General features: G+C 70.6%; 15 protein-coding genes and 1 pseudogene. 9 read left to right on the top strand and 7 right to left on the bottom strand.

Annotation, left to right across the window (positions count from 1 at the left end):
* Positions 1–94: 94 nt before the first annotated feature.
* Both ACWDU4_RS03575 and ACWDU4_RS03580 read left to right on the top strand, forming a co-directional pair.
* A complete protein-coding gene (locus ACWDU4_RS03575) occupies positions 95–1,522 on the top strand; it encodes an alkaline phosphatase PhoX (protein WP_450112477.1) in 1,428 nt (475 codons plus the stop codon).
* 268 nt (positions 1,523–1,790) lie between these two features.
* Positions 1,791–2,198: pseudogene (locus ACWDU4_RS03580) on the top strand (L,D-transpeptidase); the annotation flags it as partial.
* A 78-nt stretch (positions 2,199–2,276) separates the two neighbouring features.
* On the opposite strand, the gene rraA reads toward ACWDU4_RS03580, so the two are convergent.
* Genes rraA through ACWDU4_RS03595 form a run of 3 tightly spaced genes read right to left on the bottom strand, consistent with a single transcriptional unit; the run spans position 2,277 to position 4,734 of the window.
* Complete coding sequence (gene rraA / locus ACWDU4_RS03585; RefSeq protein ID WP_450112478.1) at positions 2,277–2,756, bottom strand: ribonuclease E activity regulator RraA; 480 nt, start codon at positions 2,754–2,756, stop codon at positions 2,277–2,279.
* 37 nt (positions 2,757–2,793) lie between these two features.
* Positions 2,794–3,186 (bottom strand): DUF5313 family protein, encoded by a 393-nt coding sequence (locus ACWDU4_RS03590; protein WP_450112479.1) that lies wholly within the window; start codon positions 3,184–3,186, stop codon positions 2,794–2,796.
* Positions 3,187–3,246: 60 nt separating this feature from the next.
* Positions 3,247–4,734 (bottom strand): adenylate/guanylate cyclase domain-containing protein, encoded by a 1,488-nt coding sequence (locus ACWDU4_RS03595; RefSeq protein ID WP_450112480.1) that lies wholly within the window; start codon positions 4,732–4,734, stop codon positions 3,247–3,249.
* Between the two features lie 312 nt (positions 4,735–5,046).
* Between ACWDU4_RS03595 and ACWDU4_RS03600 the strand changes: the two genes are divergently transcribed.
* Positions 5,047–6,228, top strand: coding sequence for an insoluble domain protein (locus ACWDU4_RS03600; protein WP_450112481.1), 1,182 nt, complete (start codon positions 5,047–5,049; stop codon positions 6,226–6,228).
* 98 nt (positions 6,229–6,326) lie between these two features.
* Entirely contained in the window at positions 6,327–6,995 is a 669-nt protein-coding gene (locus ACWDU4_RS03605) for a hypothetical protein (RefSeq protein ID WP_450112482.1), read from the top strand.
* Positions 6,996–7,062: 67 nt separating this feature from the next.
* On the opposite strand, the gene ACWDU4_RS03610 is transcribed toward ACWDU4_RS03605, so the two are convergent.
* From ACWDU4_RS03610 to ahpC, 4 genes are all read right to left on the bottom strand, one after another.
* Positions 7,063–8,553 carry an adenylate/guanylate cyclase domain-containing protein gene (locus tag ACWDU4_RS03610; protein WP_450112483.1) on the bottom strand — a complete coding sequence of 497 codons (1,491 nt, stop codon included), beginning with the start codon at positions 8,551–8,553 and terminating at the stop codon, positions 7,063–7,065.
* A 4-nt stretch (positions 8,554–8,557) separates the two neighbouring features.
* Positions 8,558–10,030, bottom strand: a complete 1,473-nt coding sequence (locus tag ACWDU4_RS03615; protein ID WP_450112484.1) for an adenylate/guanylate cyclase domain-containing protein — start codon at positions 10,028–10,030, stop codon at positions 8,558–8,560.
* A 132-nt stretch (positions 10,031–10,162) separates the two neighbouring features.
* Positions 10,163–11,761 carry an alkyl hydroperoxide reductase subunit F gene (gene ahpF / locus ACWDU4_RS03620; protein WP_450112485.1) on the bottom strand — a complete coding sequence of 533 codons (1,599 nt, stop codon included), beginning with the start codon at positions 11,759–11,761 and terminating at the stop codon, positions 10,163–10,165.
* A gap of 157 nt (positions 11,762–11,918) precedes the next feature.
* Complete coding sequence (ahpC, locus tag ACWDU4_RS03625) at positions 11,919–12,482, bottom strand: alkyl hydroperoxide reductase subunit C (RefSeq protein WP_450112486.1); 564 nt, start codon at positions 12,480–12,482, stop codon at positions 11,919–11,921.
* Positions 12,483–12,772: 290 nt separating this feature from the next.
* Between ahpC and ACWDU4_RS03630 the strand changes: the two genes are divergently transcribed.
* From ACWDU4_RS03630 to ACWDU4_RS03650, 5 genes are all read left to right on the top strand, one after another.
* The gene (locus ACWDU4_RS03630) at positions 12,773–14,326 is read left to right on the top strand and encodes a succinic semialdehyde dehydrogenase (RefSeq protein WP_450112487.1); all 1,554 of its coding nucleotides are present in this window, start codon (positions 12,773–12,775) and stop codon (positions 14,324–14,326) included.
* Between the two features lie 2 nt (positions 14,327–14,328).
* Positions 14,329–14,772, top strand: a complete 444-nt coding sequence (locus tag ACWDU4_RS03635; RefSeq protein WP_450112488.1) for an SRPBCC family protein — start codon at positions 14,329–14,331, stop codon at positions 14,770–14,772.
* Between the two features lie 107 nt (positions 14,773–14,879).
* Complete coding sequence (locus ACWDU4_RS03640) at positions 14,880–16,325, top strand: MFS transporter (protein ID WP_450112489.1); 1,446 nt, start codon at positions 14,880–14,882, stop codon at positions 16,323–16,325.
* Positions 16,326–16,402: 77 nt separating this feature from the next.
* Positions 16,403–19,822, top strand: a complete 3,420-nt coding sequence (locus ACWDU4_RS03645) for a BTAD domain-containing putative transcriptional regulator (protein ID WP_450112490.1) — start codon at positions 16,403–16,405, stop codon at positions 19,820–19,822.
* A 146-nt stretch (positions 19,823–19,968) separates the two neighbouring features.
* Positions 19,969–21,354, top strand: a complete 1,386-nt coding sequence (locus tag ACWDU4_RS03650; protein WP_450112491.1) for an FAD-binding oxidoreductase — start codon at positions 19,969–19,971, stop codon at positions 21,352–21,354.
* Positions 21,355–21,502: the final 148 nt, after the last annotated feature.

Consider the following 21,502-nt stretch of genomic DNA (forward strand, 5'->3'; position numbering starts at 1 on the left):
CGGTTCATCGGCCGGTCATCCGGCGTCCACGTGACACCGGGTTTGCCTGCCTACCGTCCGGTCGTCCGTTGTTCATCGATGGAGGTACCCGGAAGTGACCCTTTCACCACTGAACCGCCGCGCGTTCCTCGAACGCACCGCCCTCGCCGGCCTCGGGGTCGCGCTCGCGGGCAGCGTCGACACCCTGTTCCGCCCGGCACTCGCGGCCGCGGCCCCGGGCAGGGCGATCGGCTACGGTCCGCTCGTCCCCGACCCCAACCGAATCCTCGCGCTGCCCGTGGGGTTCTCGTACACCGTCGTGTCCCGGTCGGGTGAGACCTTCCTCGACGGCGGCGCCGCGTTCCCGAGCGACCCCGACGCGAACGGGGTGTTCGCAAGCGGAAACGGCACCGCGATCGTCACCAACCACGAGATCGGCAAGGACGAGCCCTACGGCGTCCCGGCCGTGGACGGCCTCACCTACGACCCGGGTGCGCGCGGCGGCACCACCACAACCGTCCTCGGCCGCGACGGCACACGTCAGGCCCAGTACGTCAGCGTCGCAGGCACGGTCAACAACTGCGCAGGCGGCATCACTCCGTGGGGGACCTGGCTCACCTGTGAGGAAACCGAGGCGAAGGCCGGGTCCGGCGGTTTCACCCTCGACCACGGCTACGTTTTCGAGGTCGACCCGGCAGCGCAGGCGGCGAACGTCGGCAAGAGCCCGATTCCGCTGAAGTTCCTCGGCCGGTACGCGCACGAGGCGGTCGCCGTCGACCCGGCGACGAGCGCCATCTACCTCACCGAGGACGCGTCCGACCCGAACGGCCTGTACTACCGGTGGACGCCGCCGCAGGGCTTCGTCGGCGGCCCCGGTGCGCTGCACGCGCTCGCCCAGTCACAGGGCGGGGACACCGCCGGTGCGCTGCAGGCGATGAAGTGCTTCGCCGGCGGAGTCCACGTGCCGGACCTGTCGCAGGCCACCGAACCCGGCGTCCGCTACACCGTGGAGTGGGTCGACGTTCCCGACCGGGACGCGAAGTCCAAGTCGGTGCGCAAGCAGTTCACGAACGATCAGGTCACCCGCAGCCGCAAGCTCGAGGGGCAGTGGTGGGGCGACGGCGGCGTCTACTTCGTCGCCAGCTACGCCCGCACCAGCGACGGCAGCGTCGCCGAGCACGACGGTCAGGTGTGGTTCCATGACCCGGCCGCTCAGACGATCGAGCTGAAGACCCTGTTCGGGGTGAACCCGGACCCGTCCGTCGACACCGGCAACTACGACGGTCCGGACAACATCACGGTGTCGCCGTACGGCGGCGTGATCCTCGCGGAGGACGGCGAGGGCATCAGTCACCTCATCGGGGTGGCGCAGGAGGGCGATCCGTTCCCGATCGCGCGAAACGAACTGAACGACAGCGAGTTCTGCGGCCCGGCGTTCAGCGCCGACGGGAAGACGCTGTACGCGAACATCCAGACACCCGGCATCACGGTCGCGATCCGCGGCCCGTGGCGGCGCCCGACGGGCCTGTCCTTCGGCTCGTAGCCGGCCGCTCGCCTGGTCGCGAGTGTGCACCTGCCGACCGTGCCTTTCCGGGCCGTACGGCGGCAGGTGCACACCCGTCGGCGACTCGGGCCGGGCACTGTCGTACGCCGTCTCACGGTGCCACACTGGATGGACCGGTCGCGTCTTCTCGAAAGGCGGTACGGCCATGATGCGGGCACATCGGAACGCGCTGCGGATGCTGGGCGTGGTGGCGGTGATCCTGCTGCTGCACTTGGTTTTCGGTGGTGGTGCGGTCGCTGCGCCGCCGGGGGTGCGAACACAGGGTGGCGCGGTGTCCGCGGTCGCGAACGTCACCACGCACCAGTTCACGGTCAGCATCGGGGATCAGGTCGTGCGGACGATGCCGGCCTCGATGGGCAAGCCGGGCCACGAGACCCCGCTGGGCACCTTCGAGGTGCTCGAGAAGTACCGGAACCTGGTGATGGACTCGTCCACGTACGGGGTGCCGATCGACTCCCCGGAGGGGTACCGGATCGACACCGAGTACGCGGTCCGGCTGACCTGGAGCGGGATCTTCGTGCACTCCGCACCCTGGTCGGTCGACTCCCAGGGCCACGAGAACGTCAGCCACGGCTGCATCAACCTGAGCCCCGAGAACGCCCGGTGGTTCTACGAGAACGTGCAGGTCGGGGACAGGGTCGTGATCGTCGACTGACCGGTCGACGCCGAGCGTGCGGTTGTCGGCGCCCCTCTCGGGCGTTGCCGGCGACAACCGCACGCTCGACGACCGTGGTCAGTCCTCCGCGCGGACGACGACGCCGTCGTGGTCGCTGTAGACCATCTCGCCGGGGTTGAAGGTGACGCCGCCGAAGGTGACGGGCACGTTCTTCTCGCCCGATCCGGTCTGGGTGCTCTTGCGCGGGTTGGTGCCGAGCGCCTTGATGCCGATCTCGAGGGTGCGCAGGATCGCCGAGTCACGGACGGCACCGTTGACGATCACGCCGGCCCATCCGTTGGCGACGCCCTTGCCGCCGATGATGTCGCCGACCAGCGCGGTGTGCACGCTCGCGTCGCCGTCGACGACGAGGACGCCGCCGTTGCCGGGCTCGCCGAGGGTCTGCTTGACGAGCAGGTTGTCCTGGAAGCACTTGATGGTGGTGATCCGCCCGGAGAACACTGCATGCCCGCCGAACTGGATGAACTGGGTGTCGCAGCTGCGGATGTCGGGGCCGATCTCGTCGGCCAGATCTGCGGTGGCTACCTGCTCCGTCATGTGGGTGTCCCTTCGTCGACGAACATCCACAGCCTAGTTACCGGTCGGTACCGCGGCCGTGCCGGGACTCGTAGTCCTCGCGGGTGGCGTCCGCGCGCCGCTGCGCACGTGCGTTGAGCAGCTGGGGGTCCAGGCCGTGGGCGAGCAGCCGGTGCCTGCGGTAGATGTTCATCAGCGCGATCGCGAAGTACAGCACCGGCAGCAGGAGCAGCGCCATCATCGCCAGCGGAATCCACCGTTCGCCCGGGATGAGCAGGTAGAAGGCGACGAACAGCGGGATCAGCGGGACCGTGAACCGGATGACGTACCGCACCGAGGAGCCCGGCCCGACCAGATCGTTCCGAACCCAGTCCTGCATCGAGTCCGGCAGCGTGCGGCCGAACAGGTAGCCGAGGTACTGGGTGACGCTGGGTTTGCGCTGGTCGGGCATCAGTCCAGGGTAAGACTCCGGAGTGGCCGCGCACCGGTCGGCCCGGATGTTCCGTCGGCGCTATCGGGTGCGGCGGTTGCGTCTGGCGGTGGCCAGCCGGCCGGTGGCCCGCAGCACCTGCGGCGCGCGGCGAGCCACCCGCAGCACGGTTCGATCGATCATGTTGAGGTTCAGCGGCTTTCGTGCCACCACACCGAAACCGTCCTCGCCCTCGGCGAGTTCGTACAGGCGCCAGTGCCCGGGAACGCCCTTGAGGTCGTGCTCACCGCGGTCGGTGAAGACGAGTTCGGATCCGACGACGAGGTCGCGCACCGTGCGGGACACGAGCACCTCCCCGGGCCCGGCCGCCGCACCGACCCGCGAGCCGACGTGCACGGTCATCCCGGTCAGTTCGGTCCCGATGCCCTCGATCTCGCCGGTGTGCACCCCCGCTCGCACGCCGAGACCCAGGTCTGCGGCCTGCCGGCAGACGGTGCGGGCGCACCGGACCGCGGCGACCGGACCGTCGAACACGCTCAGCGTGCCGTCGCCGGCGACGTTCACCAGGCGCCCGCCCGCCGCATCGACCTCGTTGCGCACCTGCCGTTCGTACGAGGCACGAAGTTCGCGGTACCGCCCGTCGCCGATCCGGGCGAGGGTCTCGGTGGACCCGGCGACGTCGGTGAACAGCACCGTCGCGAGGTAGCGCTCGGCGTGGACGGGTCGGCTGACGCCGGTCGCGACCCGCTCGATGTGGTCGAGCACCGGTATCCAGCCCTCCCCGAGCGAGGTGCCCGGCGGCTGTCGGGGCAGCACGTGCAGTGTGCCGTGCGGAATCGCCTCGGCGATCCGGCGGGACCCCTCCAGCGGGATCGGGCTCCCGGCGGAATGCAGCACCCGCGTCGGGCACTGGATGGAGGCGAGTGCGTCGAAATAGTCGATCCGGAGCCACCATTCGAGATGTGCGCGGGCGGTGGCGGGAGTCGCCGAGCAACGCTCGAGCAGCGCCATCAGACGCCGATTGAACGGCGAGTCCAGTGCGGTATCCCATGCCGCGAGCAACTGGCCCGACCCCCAGTTGTCGTACGCGGCGCGCCATCCGTCGACGAACCGGTCCCGCTCCTCCTCGGTCCACCCCCGCGGCGGGCCGACGCCGTCGCGGAGCGCCCCCTCCACGAACGGTTGCTGCAGCACCATGCCGGACACGCGATCGGGGGCGCGGGCGGCGACGAGGGCGAGGGCACCGCAGGTGCTGGCGATGCCGACCAGGGTGGCGCGAGGAACTCCGACGGCGTCCATCACCGCCAGGACGTCGTCGGCCTGTTCGTCGAGGGTGGGGACGTGGTCGACGGGGTCGGACAGGCCGAAGCCGCGGCGCTGGAAATACACCATCCGGCCGAAGGCCGCGGCGCGCTCGAACACGTAGTGGATGTGCGGATCGGTCCACATCAGATCCGGGTGCAGACCGATCTCGAGGAACAGGACGACGTCGGCGCCGCCCTCGCCCACGACCTGGTAGGCCAGCGCGTGCCCGTCACGCTCGACATACCTGGTCCCCGGCGGGTCCATGCATCCAGGGTAGCCGCGGCGCCCGGTCGGCGGGACCGGCGGCTTTCCGCTGGTCAGACCGGTCGGTCTGTTAGGGCTTGTCCTGGGCTGGTGGTCAACTCTATGATCTCTGCGCTCGCGTCGCACCGTTGGGGAGTGGTCCGCGGGCAGATTTTCAGTACACCGTGTGGGGGCACGTTGCTTCGGCGGGCCTTCCACCGTCTCAGGGGGAATTGGCTTGAGCTCGACCGTATTCGGCGCGCGCACGCGTCGCTTCCCTCCCTCATGCATCGCACGGTGCGGTGTTCGATTCACGACCGGAGGGAACTTCACATGAGCAGTGCCGTTTCGAAGGGCAGGCACCGCCGCCGCGCCGAGCGGGTCACGGTGGCCGGTGCGCTACCCGTCGCCATCGCCATCGCCTACTCCGGGGTCGCGGCCGCGGTCCCCGTGCAGCCGGGCGTGAGCGACGCGCCCGAGGCCCAACCGGGTGTGGACGCCGAGGTCCCCTCACCCGCCGCGGAGGTGTCGCCGCCGACCGCCGACGTCGTCCCCGACGAGCCGAAGGCGTACTGGGTAGCGCCGCCCGTGGAATACGACAACGTCCCCACCCGCCCCGCCCCGACGTACTACTACGAGGAGGCCCCGATCGCCCCGGCCAGCGTGCAACAGTTGCACCTGCCGGTCCCGGTCGAGGCGGTCGCCCCGATCGAGGCCCCGGCTCAGCGCCTCCGGCTCGGCGATTACGTTGCGGACAAGCCGAATTGGCTGTCCGAGGAGGATCTCGACAAGACCAACAACACCGCCGCTGCCTACGAGGCGCAGGTCAACACCGCGTGGCGGTCGGTCGGTGTCGAGGCCTCCCGCGCAGACCGGATCGGTGCGGCGACCGTCGCCGGAGCCGCTGCCGGCGGGCTCGGAGCCGCCGCAGCCCTCGGCCTCCCCGCGGCCGTTGCGGGCGGGTTGGTCGGTGGCGCGATCGGGACGACGGTCCTGCCGGAATCGGTGGGCATCGGAACCGCCGTCCTCCCCGGCGTCGGCACGATCACCGCGCCGGTGCTGACCATTGCCGCGGGCGCAGGCATCGGCGCGGCGGCGGCGGGAATCCCGGTCGCGGTCGTGGCCGGCACGGCGGGCGCCGTTGTCGGTGCGGCGCAGGGCATGGCGTTCGGCGCCGGCGACACCCTCGCCGAGCCGGTCGAGATGCAGATCCCGGACGCCCCGACCGTGGATCCGGGGGCGATCACCGAGGGAACTCGGGCGACGGTCGCGCAGGTCGAGACGCTGCCCGGCGGACCCCAGGCGGTCGACGCGGTCCGCGACGCCGTCGAATGGGTGCCGCCGCAGGTCGCCGCGACGACCGAGCAGGTCCGCACGGCCACGCTGGGACGGCCCGGCGGGGCAGAGCTGGTCCACCGCGTCGAGGCCACCGCGACGGCAACGGCGGACGCGTTCGCGCCGATCACCGGCCCGGCGGGCGAGGTGGCCGGCGCCGTCGTGGCCGGGTTGGTCTAGGCCCGCAGGGCGGGTACCGGAAGATGGGCCGGAACTCCGCCCGCGCACCCGTGTGAGGCGGCAGGAAGGGGGCGAGCAGGCCGATGGATCCGTCGGAGATGAGCCCGCACGAGGACGGCACCGCGGCCGCCGCCGGCCAGACCGGTCCGGCGGTCGCCGAGCCGGCGTGGCTGTCGGACCCCGCGCCCCCGGCGCCCGGCGGCCCGGCCGACGCGTCCGATGGCCGCCCGCAGCCGCCGCGACCCCATCGCCGGCTACGGCCGCGTCGCGGTGTCCTGCTCGGCGCGGCCGCGGCCGTGCTGGTCGCGGCGGTCGTCACCACCGTGGGATTGGTGCTGAACATGTCGGACCGGTCGACGACCGGCACCACGACCGGTCGGGCCGAACCCGAACCGGCCGACACGGCGTGGTGCGCGGGGCTCGGGGCGGGCACCCCCGCCTCGGTCGACGCCGCCGACCCCGGCGAGGCCGCGATAGCCGGTTTCGAACGCGCCTACTACGTGCTGCGGGACGGGGCCCGTGCCCGTGAACACGTCGCACCCGATGCCCGAGTCGGCTCCGCCGAGCAGATCGGCAAGGGAATCGCGCAGATTCCCGTCGGCACCACGCACTGCGTGCTGGTGCGCAAGGCGACCGACGGCGCCTACGCGGTCGACGTGTTCGAACGCCGCCCGGACGGCAGCACCACGCACTACCCGCAGACGGTGCTGACCGTGACCACACCGGAGGGCACCCGGATCACGGCCATCACCCCGCGCGAGGGGTGAGTCCGAGTTCAGTTGTGCCGCAGCGCGTCACCGCCGGTCCATGACACCGGGCCGGCCGCAGCGGGGGTCAGCGGGACAGTCGTCGCTGCCTGGCGTTGGCCATCCGGACCGCACCCCGCAGGACCCGCGGGGTGCGGCGGGCAACGGTGAGGACGGCGCGGTCGAAGGCGGACAGGTTCGGGCGCAGTCGGGGCAGTGGGTCGCGCCGGGCGCCGGGGGTCAGCGCGAACAGCTGCCAGCGTCCGGGCACGCCCCTCAGCGTGTGGGTGCCGCGGTCGGCGAAGGCGAGCCCGGATCCGGCGGTGAGGTCGCGGACGGCCCGCGAGACCAGGACCTCGCCTGCGCCGGCGGCGGCACCGATACGGGCGCCGACGTGCACCGTCATCCCGGTCAGGTCAGGTCCACTGCGCTGAACCTCTCCGGTGTGCACGCCGGCCCGGACCTCGAGGCCGAGTGCGTGTGCCTGTTCGCAGATCTCGTGGGCGCAGCGCACCGCCGCTGCGGCGCCGTCGAACACGCTGAAGGTGCCGTCCCCGGCGACCGTCAGCACGCGACCACCCGCGTCCTCGACGCCGGAACGGACCTGCCGTTCGTGAGTGGCACGCACTTCCCGATACGCCAGATCCCCCAGTCGGGCCAGGGTCTGCGTCGAGCCGACCAGGTCGGTGAACAGGACGGTCGCCAGGAACCGGTCGGCGGCCGCCGGGTGGTGGGCGCCGGTGACCACCTCTTCGACGTGCTCGAGGATCGGCACCCACGCCTCCCCGAGGGCGGCGCCGGGCGGCGCCGGCGGCAGCAGATGGAAGCTGCCGTGCGGGATCAGGTCGGCGACGTGCCGCGCGGCTCCGCGAGACACCGGGCTGCGCGGCACGAGCAGTACCCGGGCCGGGCACTGGATCGCGGGCAGCGCGTCCGCGTAGTCGGCCCTCATCATGCTCTCGAGGAGCTCCTGCGCGGTGGCGGGGGTGGCCGAGCAGCGTTCGAGCATCGCCATCACTCGCCGGTTGAAGGGTGAATCGACGGCGGGATCCCACATCGGGACACTCTCCCCGGCACCCCAGTGCCGGTAGGCGTTCCGCCAACCGGACACGAACCATTCGAGGTGGTCGCGGTCCCAGCCGGTCGGAACGACGGCCTGGCCGTCTGCGGTGAACAGATGTTCCGCGAAGGGCTGGATCAGCACCAGCCCGGCGACCCGCTCCGGGGCCCGTGCGGCGACCAGCGCGACCGGCCCGCCCCCGCTCGCCACGCCGACCATCGTGGCGCGAGGCATCCCGGCGGCGTCCATGACCGCGAGCACGTCGTCGGCCTGTTCGTCGAGGGTGGGCAGGTGGTCGACGGGATCGGACAGGCCGACGCCGCGACGCTGGAAGAACACGGTCCGCGCGAAGCCGCCGCCGCGTTCCATCAGGTAGTGGATCTGCGGATCGGTCCACATCAGATCGAGGTGCATGTTGATCTCGAAGAGCCACACCACGTTCGAGCCGCCCGCTCCCACCACCTGATAGGCCAGCGCGTGCCCGTCGCGCTGGACGTACCGCGTTTCCGGCGGATCCATGTCCTCAGCGTAGGCGCCGGTGGGTGGCGAGGCGCGCGAGTCCGCGCATCACCCCGGGAACCCGGCGGGCCATGGTCAGCACCGCTCGGTCGGCCGGTGTCGGGCGCGGTGGGAGCGGTGGCTGCGGTAGCCGGTCCCGGCTCGTCGCGGAGTACACGTGGACCTGCTCGGGGACGCCTTTGAGGCGGTGCTGTCCGAGGTCGGTGAACTCGATGTCGGAACCGCGTGCGAGGTCGCGGGCCAGGCGCGAGCAGCGCACCTCTCCGGGGTGCGCGGAGGCCGCGATCCGGGCCCCGACGTGCACCGCCATCCCGGTCAGTTCGGGGCCGGCGCGGGTGACCGCGCCCACGTTGATCCCCGATCGCACCTGCAGGCCGAGATCTGCTGCAGCGGAGTCGATTCGAAGGGCGCACCGGAGTGCGGCCACCGGGCCGTCGAACACGCTCAGGGTGCCGTCCCCGGCGATGCCGATCAGGCGACCGCCCCCGGACTCGACCTCGCCACGCACGAGTCGGTCGTGTGCGGTCAGCAGGGCCGCGAATCTGGTGTCGCCGATCTCGGCGAGCACATCCGTGGACCGCACGACGTCGGTGAACAGGACCGTGGCGAGGAACCGGTCCGCGTCCACCGGCCGTACCGCTCCGGTGACCAGTTCCTCGACGCGGTCGAGAACGGGAATCAGGGCCTCGCCCAGGGTTGCTCCCGCGAGAATCGGTGGGAGGTCGAGGAAACGGGACTCGGGGGTGAGGTCCGCGACCCGTCGCACGGCGTCCCGGGCGAACAGACTGTCCGGCTGGTGCAGGATCTCCGTCCGGCACTGGATGGACGGCAGCACACGCGCGTAGTCGGCGCGCAGGGCCCACTCGAGGTGCGCCTGCGCGGTTCCCGGTGTGGCCGAACAACGTTCGAGAAGCGCCATGATGCGGCGGTTGTGCGGCATGTCGAGGGTGGGATGGGTGAGGGCGCTGAGTTCCCCCTGGCCCCAGTGCGCGTAGGCGCCGCGGTAGGAGCCCACGAAGCGGTCCCGCTGCGCAGCGGTCCACCCGTCGGTGACGCCCTCGTCGTCCCGCAGCAACGCCTCGGACCAGGGTTCGGCGAGAACCAGTCCGGTGACGCGGTCGGGGCAGCGGGCGGCCAGCAGGGCCAGCGGGCCGCAGGTGCTGCACGCCCCGACCAGGGTGGCCCGGGCGACACCGGCGTCGTCGAGGACCGCGAGGACGTCGTCGGCCTGCTCCTCGAGCGTCGGGACGTGATCGATGGGATCCGAGAGCCCGAGACCGCGACGCTGGAAGAACAGTGACCGCGCGTAGGTGGAGCAGCGTTCGAAGTTGTAGTGCAGGTGCGGGTCGGTCCACATGAGATCCGGGTGCATCATGACCTCGAAGAACCAGGCCACGGTGCGCGGTCCATCGCCAACCACCTGGTAGGCCAGCGCGTTGCCGTCGCGCTGGACGTACCGCGTCACGGGCGGGTCCATGTCGTCAGGTTAGTCGCCCTGACACCGGACGACCGGCGGACCACGATTCTCCCGACGACGAATGCGGCCCCGGTTGAAACGCCAACCGGGGCCGCATTCGCGGATTTCGACTACGCCTTCTCGGCCGTCGCGTTATCCGGCCGCGACCTCGACCGGGGCCTCGGCCTCCGCCGGGGTGCTGGTGCGGATGAGGTGGTCGAAGGCACCGAGCGCCGCCGTCGCGCCGGATCCGGCGGCGACGATGATCTGCTTGTACGGGGCCGTGGTGCAGTCGCCGGCCGCGAACACGCCGGGGACCGACGTGCGGCCGTGGTCGTCTACGACGATCTCGCCGCGCGGGGTGAGTTCGACTGTGCCGGAGAGCCATTCGGTGTTCGGCAGCAGGCCGATCTGCACGAAGACGCCGTCCAGGTCGACGGTGTGCGACTCGTCGGTGGTGCGGTCCGTGTAGGCCAGGCCGGTCACCTTGTCGCCGTCGCCGAGGACCTCGGTCGACAGGGTGCTGAGCAGGATGTCGACGTTGGGCAGGCTGCGGAGCTTGCGCTGCAGGACATCGTCGGCGCGCAGCTGCGAGTCGAACTCCACGAGGGTGACGTGCGCGACGATGCCGGCGAGATCGATGGCCGCCTCGACGCCGGAGTTGCCGCCGCCGATCACCGCGACCCGCTTGCCCTTGAAGAGGGGGCCGTCGCAGTGCGGGCAGTACGTGACGCCCTTGTTCCGGTACTCGTTCTCGCCGGGAACGTTCATCGACCGCCAGCGCGCGCCGGTGGAGAGGATCACCGTCTTCGACAGCAGCCGTGCGCCGGAGGCGAGCTCGACCTCGACGAGGCCCTGCTCGGTCTCGGCCGGCGTCAGCTTCGCGGCGTTCTGGACGTTCATGATGTCGACGTCGTACTGGCGAACGTGGTTCTCGAGCTCGGCGGCGAACTTCGGGCCCTCGGTGTAGGGGACCGACGCGAAGTTCTCGATGCCCATCGTGTCGAGCACCTGGCCACCGAACCGCTCGGCCACCACACCGGTACGGATTCCCTTGCGGGCCGCGTAGATCGCCGCGGTGGCGCCGGCCGGGCCGCCGCCGACGACGAGCACGTCGAAGGGGTCCTTCTCGGAGATCGCGGTGGCGGTGCGTTCCGCGGCGCCCGTGTCGAGCTTGCCGACGATCTGTTCCAGGCTCATCCGGCCGGAGCCGAACGGCTCGCCGTTGAGGAACACCGTCGGCACCGCCATCACCTGGCGGCTGTCGACCTCGTCCTGGAAGAGGGAGCCCTCGATCGCGATGTGCTTGACGCGCGGGTTGAGCACGGCCATCACGTTCAGCGCCTGCACGACGTCGGGGCAGTTCTGGCAGGACAGCGAGAAGTAGGTCTCGAAGTAGAAGTCGCCTTCGAGGTCCCGCACCTGTGCGAGCAGGTCCGCGTCCTCCTTGGACGGGTGCCCGCCGACCTGCAGCAGGGCGAGGACGAGGGACGTGAACTCGTGGCCGAGGGGGATGCCGGCGAACTGCACCTCGACGTCGGTGCCGACGCGGCGGATCGCGAACGAGGGGCGACGCGGGTCGTCGCCGGTGCGGGTGTGGGTGACCTGATCCGACAGGCCGGCGATCTGGTCCAGGAGTTCGGCGAGCTCGGTGGACTTCGCGCCCTCGTCGAGGGAGGACACCAGCTCGATCGGCTGGGTCACCTTCTCGAGGAGCGACTTCAGTTGGTTGGCGAGGGAGGCTTCGAGCATGAGAACTACTCCATGTGTTGGAAGAAGAACAGTGACTTGATGGAACGGGAGTCGGCGAACTTCTCAGCTCGAGCCGAGGCGTGGTGATCTGCGCGCGGCGCGCTGGCGCCGGTGGCACGGGGTGATCCCGTGCCACCGGACGAGCACCGTCGGCGAATCAGATCTTGCCGACGAGCTCCAGCGACGGAGCGAGGGTCTCTTCGCCCTCTTCCCACTTCGCCGGGCAGACCTCGCCCGGGTGCGAGCGGACGTACTGCGCGGCCTTGACCTTGCGGACGAGCTCGGCGGCGTTGCGGCCGATGCCCTCGGCGGTGACCTCGGTGAACTGGATGACGCCGTCCGGGTCGACCAGGAAGGTGCCGCGGTCGGCCAGGCCCTGGTTCTCGCGGAGGACCTCGAAGTCGGTGCTGATCTGCAGGGTCGGGTCACCGATCATCGCGTACTTGATCTTCGCGATGGTGTCGGACGAGCCGTGCCACGCCTTGTGCGTGAAGTGGGTGTCAGTGGAGACGGAGAAGACCTCGACGCCCAGGCCCTGCAGTTCGTCGTAGTGGTCGGCGAGGTCGCCGAGCTCGGTCGGGCAGACGAACGTGAAGTCGGCCGGGTAGAAGTAGAAGACCGCCCACTTGCCCTTGATGTCCTCGTCGGAAACGGTAACGAAGGCACCGTCTTTGAACGCCTCCGCGGAGAAGGGCTTGATCTTCTTGTTGATCAGCGACATGTATGGCCTCATTCATTTCGGGATGTTGGTGTGTCCGTTTCGACCCTAACGAGGGTTTATTGATTGCACCAATCGATTGTTCTTTGTGTGTTGATAGACGAGGGCTATAAGCGCTGGATCCTGTTCTGGAATCGTGCCAAAAAAGACGCAAGTGTGATGGACGCCATAGTCGGGTGGATCCGGGTCGTGGCACCGGTCACGGGCGCAGTGCCGAACATGCCTGTGACGGCGACCACGAACGCGGTAGGTTGTCTGTAACCGCTGAAACTACTAACCAGTAGGGGTACGAAATGCCTGCTCCGTCCGCCGCGACGTTCGAAAGGCTCGGAAAGCTCGTCGCCATCCCCGACGCCGCGAACCGGCCCACCCGCCCGGTCGTAGAGGCGTTCACCGGCCGGGAGCTGGCGACCATCCCGGTCGGCACCGCGCAGGACGCGATCGACGCGATCGAGCGGGCGCGCGTCGCCCAGCGGGAGTGGGCGCGGCGCACCCCGGCCGAGCGGGCGGAGATCTTCCACCGCTACCGCGACCTGGTGCTCTCGAATCGTGAGGCCCTGCTGGACATGGCGCAGGCCGAGACCGGGAAGGCCCGTGCGTCCGCGCTCGAGGAGGTCCTCGACATCGCGATGACCTCTCGCTTCTACGCCAAGCTCGCCCCCAAGGCGCTGAAGCCGAAGCGCGTGCAGGGCATGCTCCCCGGCCTGACCAAGACCGTCGTCAACCACCACGCGAAGGGCGTCGTCGGCGTCATCTCGCCGTGGAACTACCCGATGACCCTCGCCGTCTCCGACGCCATCGCGGCACTGCTCGCAGGCAACGCAGTCGTCATCAAGCCGGACAGTCAGACCCCGTACTGCGCGCTGGCCTGCGTCGACCTGCTGTACCGGGCCGGGCTGCCGAAGGACCTGTTCGCGGTCGTCCCCGGGCCGGGCTCGGTGGTCGGCACCGCGATCGTGGAGAACTCCGACTACCTGATGTTCACCGGTTCCACCGCCACCGGGCAGCTGCTCGCCGAGCAGGCCGGACGCCGGCTGATCGGCTTCTCCGCCGAGCTCGGCGGCAAGAACCCGATGATCGTCACCAGGGGCGCCAACCTGCGCGAGGTCACCGACGCCGCCGTGCGTGCCTGCTTCTCGAATTCCGGGCAGCTGTGCATCTCCATCGAGCGGATCTACGTCGAGCAGCCGGTGGCCGCCGAGTTCACCCGCATGTTCGGCGACCGGGTCAAGAAGATGACCCTCGGCCCCGGCTACGAGTTCGGGACCGAGATGGGCTCGCTGGTCTCCGAGGCGCAGGTCAAGACCGTGTCCGGGCACGTCGACGACGCCGTCGCCAAGGGTGCGACGGTGGTCGCGGGCGGCCGGGCGCGCCCCGACCTCGGCCCGCTGTTCTTCGAGCCGACGGTGCTCACCGGGGTCACCGACGAGATGGAATGCGCCCGCAACGAGACGTTCGGTCCGCTGGTGTCGATCTACCCGGTCGCCGACGTGGAGGAGGCCGTCGCGAAGGCCAACGACACCGAATACGGCCTCAACGCCAGCGTGTGGGCGGGCAGCAAGGCCGAGGGTGAGGCCATCGCCGCCCGGGTCCGGGCCGGCACCGTCAACGTCGACGAGGGCTACGCGCCGGCGTGGGGCAGCACCGCCGCCCCGATGGGCGGCATGGGCGTCTCGGGTGTCGGCCGCAGGCACGGTGTCGACGGCCTGCTCAAGTACACCGAGTCGCAGACGGTCGCCACCACCCGGGTGCTCAATCTCGGTGGGCCGCGGGGACTTCCGCCGAAGGTGTGGTCGAAGGTGCTGGCCCCGTTCATCGCCGTGATGAAGTACCTGCCCGGGAGGTAGAGATGGACGTCGCGAGCATCGAGGTCGCCGCCGCGCCGGACCGGGTGTGGGACGTGGTCACCGACATCGCCGGCTACAACCGCTTCAGCCCCGAGAACACCGGCGGGCGCTGGACCGGCGGCGCGCCGGTGACCGTCGGTGCGACGTTCACCGGTACCAACCGGCACGGGCTGATGCGCTGGAAGACCCACTGCACCGTGGTGGAAGTGATTCCCGGACAGAGGTTCTCATTCCAGTCCGACGAACCGAAGGCACGCTGGAGCTATCTCGTCGAGCCAGCCGATGCGGGCAGCCGGATCACCGAGACCCGGGAGATCTACGGCACCCCCGCCTGGTACGTGCGGCTCGTGCAGCGCTCCACGCTGATCGGCCGCGACCGGGACACGCTGATGCAGGCCGGGATGCACGACACCCTTGCCGCGATGAAGGCGCACCTCGAGCGTTAGTCGGGCCGTCTCCAAGGATTTCGCCCGGTGTGAGCCAAGTGTGCCGGCGCACGGTGGGGACGGCGCGAGAGCCCTCGCGTCGTCCCGACGACACCCGAGGACAGCCGATGCCGGCCCTGACAGTTCCGAAGAGCGCCGCGACGCGACGCGCAACCCTGATCGTGGTCTGTGTGACCACGGCGATGCTGATGCTCGACATCGCCGTGGTCAACACCGCCCTGCCGTCCATCGCGGTCGACCTCGACACCGGGGTGAGCGGGCTGCAATGGGTCGTCGACGCCTACACCCTCGCGTTGGCCACCGTGGTCCTCAGCGCCGGATCGTGGGCCGACCGGCGTGGGCGTCGCCACGTGTTCGAAATCGGTATCGCGGCGTTCACCGTCGCCTCGCTGCTCTGCACGCTGGCGCCGAACATCTGGGTGCTCGACCTCGCCCGCACCGCACAGGGCGTCGGCGGCGCCATCCTGTTCGCCTGCTCGCTCGCCCTCCTCGCGGACGTGTTCGAGAAGGGACCCGCACGCGCGACGGCGCTGGCCGCGTACGGTGCCACGATCGGCGGGGCCTTCGCGATCGGTCCGCTGGTGGGCGGGTTGCTGACCGAACTGGTGCACTGGCGGGCCATCTTCCTGATCAACGTCCCGATCGGACTGCTCACCCTCGCCGTCACCGTCCGGTGGGTACCGGAATCGCGGGATCCGAACCCGCGTGGTGCCGACGTGATCGGACAGATCCTCGTCTGCGTCGGGCTGGGTGCACTGGTGTTCGGATTGTTGCGCGGCAACGAGGTCGGGTGGACCTCGACGGCGACGGTCGTCGCCCTCGCCGTCGGTGTCGTTGCCCTCATCGGTTTCGTCGCATACGAACTGCGGGCGCGTGAACCGATGTTGCCGCCGCAGCTGATGCGGAACCGAGCGTTCGCGGGGGCACAGGTCGCGGCGTTCGCGATCTCGGCGTCGCTGTTCGCGGTGTTCGTCTACACCACGATCTACCTGCAGAACATCCTGCACCTGTCGCCTGTCGAGGCAGGGCTGGTGTACCTGCCCGGGACCGCAGCCATGTTCGTCGTCGCGGGCGCCACCGCGAAACTCGACGGCCGAATCCCGGTGTCGGTCACGCTGACCGGCTCTCTCGCCCTGGTGTCCGCCGGTCTGGTGATGATGACCGTCGTGGACGTGGCCGGCTCGAAGTGGGCGATCCTGCCCGGGTTCGTCGTCGCCCTGGTCGGCGCCGGAGTGTTCAATCCGGTCATGAGTGGACTGGTGCTCGGCGAGAGCAGCGCCGACCACGTCGGATTGGCCGCGGGCATCAACGACGCGTTCCGCCAGACCGGCATCGCGGTGGGCGTCGCCGGTCTCGGCGTTCTCCTGCCCGCCCAGTCGATGCTGCCGGGCGGATCGCCGGACGAGTTCGTCTCCGGCCTGCACGACGCGCTGATGGTCGCCGCCGTCATCGCGGCGCTGGGCGCGCTGGTCTGTGCGGTCACGCTGTCCGCGCGCCGTTCCGGGCGCCCGGAGGTCGACGATGCCGGTGAGGTCGTTCCGGCACTTCGATGACCGTTCTGCCGCACATCGACGCCCCTCGGTCCCTACACTCGAGCAGTCCGGAGTCGACAGGTGCGAGGAGCCCACGCATGATCTACCGGCTGCTCGGGCCGCTGGAGGCGGCCCGATCCGACTCCGACGACCGGACCCTCGATCTGGGGCCGCGCAAACAGCGCGCGGTCCTGGCGGTCCTGCTGCTCGGCCGGGGGCGGGTGGTGTCCACCGCCCGCCTCGTCGACGCGCTCTGGGGCGACGACGCGCCCGCCAGCGCCATGGCGAGCATCCAGGCATACATCTCGAATCTGCGCCGGGTGCTCCGCGCCGAGACCGGGGCCACCTCGCCGATCGTGCGGCAGCCACCGGGTTACGTCCTCGACGTCTCGGCCGACGAGGTCGATCTGGTGACCTTTCTCGACGACGCCGAGGAGGCGCGGCGGCTCGCGGCGGACGGGGAGTGGGAACCGGCGCTGAAGACGGCCGACCGCGCGCTCGCGGTGGTCCGGGGACCGTTGCTCGAGGACCTGGCCGACGAACCGTGGGTTCAGGTGGAGGCGGCCGGATTCGACGAGGTTCGCACCGAATGCCGGGAAACCAGGATCACCGCCCTGCTTGCGCTGGGACGGATCCCACCCGCCCTCGTCGAGGCCGCCCAGCTGTGCAGCGAATTCCCGTACCGGGATCGCACCTGCTGGCTCCGGATGCTCGCCCTGCACCGGGCAGGCAGGTCGTCGGAGGCGTTGGAGTGGTTCAGGTCGCACGTCGAGCGGCTCGACACCGAGTTGGGGCTCGAGCCCGGGACGGAACTGCGTGCGCTCCAGGGCGCGATTCTGCGCCACGACCCGGGTCTCGCGGCATGGCCGCGGACACCGGGATGGACCGGGGCGGAGCAGGTTCCGCTTCCGGGGTCCCCGTCCTCGAACCCCGACGCGCCCGGGCCGGGCGGCGGTGCCGCCGAGGGGGAGACGGGCCGCGTGTTCGTCGGGCGGGGAAGCGAAACCCTCGTGATCGAGCGGATGCTCGACGACGTCCTCGGCGGAGAGACGCGGTGGCTGGCGCTCACCGGTCCGGCCGGGATCGGGAAGACGCGGGTGGCCGAGGAGTGTGCCGCGCGGACGGTCGCGGCGGGCGGGGCCGCGGTGTGGGCGCGGTGCCCGGAGGACGACGGCGCGCCGGCCTGGTGGCCGATCCGCCGACTGGTGCGGGAACTCGGCGGCGACGCGGACGCGGTGCTGGTTCCGCCGACCGGCGTCGATCCCGACGAGGCGCGATTCGCCGTGTACGAGCGGGTGCTGGAGGTGATCGAGGCCGCGGTCGCAGGCCAACCAGTGCTGACCGTCGTCGTCGACGACATCCAGTGGGCCGACCCGACGTCACTGCGGTGCCTGGCGTATCTGGTTGGGGCAATCCGCCACCGCCCGGTGTGGTTCGTGCTGACGCTGCGCGACACGGGCATCGGCACGGACGTCGGCACGGTCGTCGACGCGGTCTTGCGCGGGGAAGGAAATCGGCAGGTCGCGGTGCCACCATTGGAACCGAGCGAGGTCGAGGAGCTGGCCTGCCATGTCGCCGGTGAGCGGATCGGTCCGGACGAGGTGCGGATCCTGACGGACCGGACCGGGGGCAATCCGCTGTTCGTCTCGGAGTACGCGCGGCTGCCGCGCGACGAGCGTCTCGGCGACGGGATCCCGGTCGCCGTCAGGTCGGTGCTCGGCCGACGGCTCGCGGCCGTGGAACCTGCTGTGCTGCAGGTGCTCCGAGTCGCGGCCGTGCTCGGCGACGCCATCGAGATCGATCTCCTGGCCGCGGCGTCCCGCCTCGACCTGGACACCCTGGCCGACTATCTCGACGAGGCTGCGGACGAACGGATCATCGTGACGGCGCCCGGGGCCCGCGGGTACGTCTTCGCGCACGGATTGCTGCGGCACGAGGTGCTCGAAGGCATGCCGGCATTGCGGCGTCAGCGTGTTCACGCGCGGGTCGCCGAGATCCTGGCGAATTCCTCCGACGCGGACCGTTCCAGCCGTCGCGCCCAGCATCTCTGCGCCGCAATGCCTCTGGTTGATCCGCACGAGGTGCTCGACGCGTGCACCGTCGCGGCCCGGGAGGCGACCGAGCGATGGAGTTCGGAGACCGCCGCGCACTGGTGGGAGATCGCCGTGCAGATCTTCGATCAGCTACCAGCATCGCAACAGTCACCGGACGATCGTGACGACCTGCTGGTGGCCCGGGTGGAGGCACTGGCCCGCGCCGGCCGCGGCCAGACCGTTCTCGACGTCGTGGGCGCCGGTCTGCTCGACGCGGTGCGCGAAGGGCGTACCTCGGGCGCGGGGCGGCTGGCGGCCGCACTCCTGCGCGCGGCCGGGGCGTGGCCCTGGGTGTCGTACGGCAGGGATCCCGGGCCGCTGCTCGAACGCCTCGCCGCGCTCGAACCGTTCGTCGTGTCCGATCCCGTCGCACACGCCCGGGTTCTGTCCGCGCTTGCGGTTGGCAGCTGCTACCACCCGGATTCGACGGTGCCCGAAGGTATGAGCCGCCGCGCGCTCGAACTGGCCCGCGCCCAGGGGGATCCGGATGTGATCGCCGACGCGCTGCTGGGCCGGATCCTGCTCTTCTCGGGGGTGGCGCGGCACGGCCTGGAATCGGTCGACCTGCTGACCGAACTTCTCGAACTGCCACACCAGCAGTCACGCGTCGACGACGTCATCGTGCACACGGTCGCCAGCATGACGCAGATGAATCTCGCGAACGTCGAGGCCGCCGCCGCACACGTACGCCAGGGCATCATCGGCTGCGACCTGTTGCGCCTACCCGTGGTCCGAGTCCAACTCAGGTGGATGGAAGGCACCCTCGCGGAGTGGCGCGGCGACCTCGAAGAGGCCGCGCGACAATACGACACGGCCCGGCAGATCCACCTGCAGACCGAGCTGTACACCGCGGGCAGCGCCGATCTCGCCCAGAACACCCTGAAATGGGAGCTGGGCCAGGTGGCCGACACGACGCCCGGGTTCGTCGAGCCGCGGGCGTGGAGTATCGCGATCGCGGCGGCACGGGGAGACCGGCAGACCGCGGTCGACGGGCTCGCGCGCTGGGTGGAGGAGCCGGGGCCGGACGTGTGGACCACGCTCGGCCACCAGACGCTTCTCGCGCATGTCGTCGCCGATCTGTCCCTGTCCGAATACGCCGACCTGTTCATCGGACAACTCGAGCCCTTCCCGGACCGGATCGCGACCGTGGGGCAGGTGGGGGTCGTCGGTGCGGTGGCCGAGGCGTCCGCACGACTGCACGCGCTGCTCGGGCGGACCGATCAGGCGTCGGCTCTGCTGGAGCAGGCCGAGCAGATCGCGCACCGCACGTCGGGCGCGCCGACGTTGTTGCGATGCAGACTGCTTCGCGCGCAGCTCGCACCGGACTCGCCCGCACGCGTCGGCGAACTGTCCGCGGTCGCCGAGGAATCGCAGCGCCGCGGGATGCTCGGACTGGCGGCGCAGGCACGGTCGCTGCTGGCCTGAGGCAGGGATCTCGGCCCGCGGTCCCGGTCGCCGACGCCACTTGGCCGAAACTTGGATCCGCGCCCTCGCGGTACGCAAGAACCAACCAAGCGGACCCGGACATCCTTTCGTCACGCCCCGAAGGCGGACGACGAAAGGAAGTTTCCATGGACCTCCAGACCCCGGTGAGCGACGAGACGATCGCGTCGCTCCGTGCGTCTCTGACCGGATCTGTCGCCCTTCCCGGTGAACCCCTGTACGAGTTGGCGACACCGTGGAACCTGGCAGTGCCGGTGACCCCGCGTGCGGTCGTCGTGGCCGCGGACACCGGCGATGTCGCGGCCACTGTCCGCTTCGCCGCGGAGCACGGTCTCCGGGTCGCGGTGCAGCGCACCGGCCACGGTGCGGTTGCGGTGAGCGGTGATGTTCTGCTGGTGCACACCGGGCAACTGAACGAGTGCGTCGTCGATGCCGGCACCCGCACCGCGCGCGTCGGTGCCGGGGCGATCTGGCAGGACGTGCTCGACGCGGCGGCGCCGCACGGCCTGGCGCCGCTGACCGGCTCCTCCGCCACCGTCGGCGTCGCCGGCTTCCTCACCGGCGCGGGGATCGGCCCGCTGGTGCGCACCTATGGACTGTCCTCCGATCACGTGCGGGCGTTCGACCTCGTCACCGGCGACGGAGCGCAGCTACGCGTCACCCCGGATGATCACGCCGAACTGTTCTGGGGCCTTCGTGGTGGCAAGGGCACACTGGGGATCGTCACGGCGGTCGAGATCGATCTGCTGCCGATCAGCCAGATCTACGGTGGTGCACTCTATTTCGACGGTGACGATGCCGCGGCGGTCGCACATGCCTGGCTCGACTGGTGCCGCGACCTGCCCGAGCACAGCTCCACCTCGATCGCCTTCCTGCAGTTGCCGCCGTTGCCGCAGATCCCGCCGCCGCTCGCCGGGCGGCTGACGCTCGCCGTCCGATTCGCCAGTGTCGCAGCGGAGAATGACGCCGCGGCCGAACTCGCGCGACTGCGCGCGGTGGCCACCCCACTGATCGACGCGGTCGGCCCGATGCCGTACGCGGCGCTGTCCGCGATCCACGCCGACCCGGTGGACCCGATGCCGACCCACGAGTTCAGCGCCCTCACCCATGCGCTGCCGCACGAGGCCGTCGACGCGCTGCTGGCGGTGGCCGGACCCGGTTCCGGGTCGCCGCAGACGGTGATCGAGCTCCGGCTGCTCGGCGGGGCGCTTGGCCGCGAGCCCCGGCACCGCAGCGCCTTCTGCCACCGAGACGCCTCATTCGCGCTGATGGTCGTGGGCGTGCTCGCTCCGCCCGTCGCCGAGGCGGTCGCCGAACACGCCCGGGCCGTCGAACAGGCCGTGGCGGCGTGGTCCACAGGGGGGACCCTGCCCAATTTCGCGGCCAGTGCCGACCCGGAGCGGATCGCCCGGTGCTACGACGAGGACACCCGGCACTGGCTCAGCGCGCTCGCCAACGAGCACGACCCGAACGGCGTCCTGCGCGTGGGTCAGGTCGTGCGCCTCCCGGTGTGACCGGTGTTCGGCGGGACGAACAACGAACAAGGAACCAATCGAAAGGCTTCACAGTGAAGATAATTCGTACCTCCGCCTGCGTGGTCGCGGCGTGCGCGACGCTCACCCTGGCCGCCTGCAGTTCGCCGGCGCACTCGGTCGGACACAG

It is taken from the genome of Rhodococcus sp. NPDC003348, from assembly GCF_053589375.1.

Excerpts from the sequence above, each read along its gene's own strand:
- ACWDU4_RS03600 (WP_450112481.1), top strand. The coding sequence starts at position 5,047 with ATGAGCAGTGCCGTTTCGAAGGGCAGGCACCGCCGCCGCGCCGAGCGG.
- ACWDU4_RS03590 (WP_450112479.1), bottom strand. The coding sequence starts at position 3,186 with ATGCCCGACCAGCGCAAACCCAGCGTCACCCAGTACCTCGGCTACCTG.
- ACWDU4_RS03635 (WP_450112488.1), top strand. The coding sequence starts at position 14,329 with ATGGACGTCGCGAGCATCGAGGTCGCCGCCGCGCCGGACCGGGTGTGG.
- ACWDU4_RS03605 (WP_450112482.1), top strand. The coding sequence starts at position 6,327 with ATGAGCCCGCACGAGGACGGCACCGCGGCCGCCGCCGGCCAGACCGGT.
- ACWDU4_RS03615 (WP_450112484.1), bottom strand. The coding sequence starts at position 10,030 with ATGGACCCGCCCGTGACGCGGTACGTCCAGCGCGACGGCAACGCGCTG.
- rraA (WP_450112478.1), bottom strand. The coding sequence starts at position 2,756 with ATGACGGAGCAGGTAGCCACCGCAGATCTGGCCGACGAGATCGGCCCC.
- ACWDU4_RS03595 (WP_450112480.1), bottom strand. The coding sequence starts at position 4,734 with ATGGACCCGCCGGGGACCAGGTATGTCGAGCGTGACGGGCACGCGCTG.
- ACWDU4_RS03650 (WP_450112491.1), top strand. The coding sequence starts at position 19,969 with ATGGACCTCCAGACCCCGGTGAGCGACGAGACGATCGCGTCGCTCCGT.
- ACWDU4_RS03610 (WP_450112483.1), bottom strand. The coding sequence starts at position 8,553 with ATGGATCCGCCGGAAACGCGGTACGTCCAGCGCGACGGGCACGCGCTG.
- ACWDU4_RS03640 (WP_450112489.1), top strand. The coding sequence starts at position 14,880 with ATGCCGGCCCTGACAGTTCCGAAGAGCGCCGCGACGCGACGCGCAACC.
- ACWDU4_RS03645 (WP_450112490.1), top strand. The coding sequence starts at position 16,403 with ATGATCTACCGGCTGCTCGGGCCGCTGGAGGCGGCCCGATCCGACTCC.
- ahpF (WP_450112485.1), bottom strand. The coding sequence starts at position 11,761 with ATGCTCGAAGCCTCCCTCGCCAACCAACTGAAGTCGCTCCTCGAGAAG.
- ahpC (WP_450112486.1), bottom strand. The coding sequence starts at position 12,482 with ATGTCGCTGATCAACAAGAAGATCAAGCCCTTCTCCGCGGAGGCGTTC.
- ACWDU4_RS03630 (WP_450112487.1), top strand. The coding sequence starts at position 12,773 with ATGCCTGCTCCGTCCGCCGCGACGTTCGAAAGGCTCGGAAAGCTCGTC.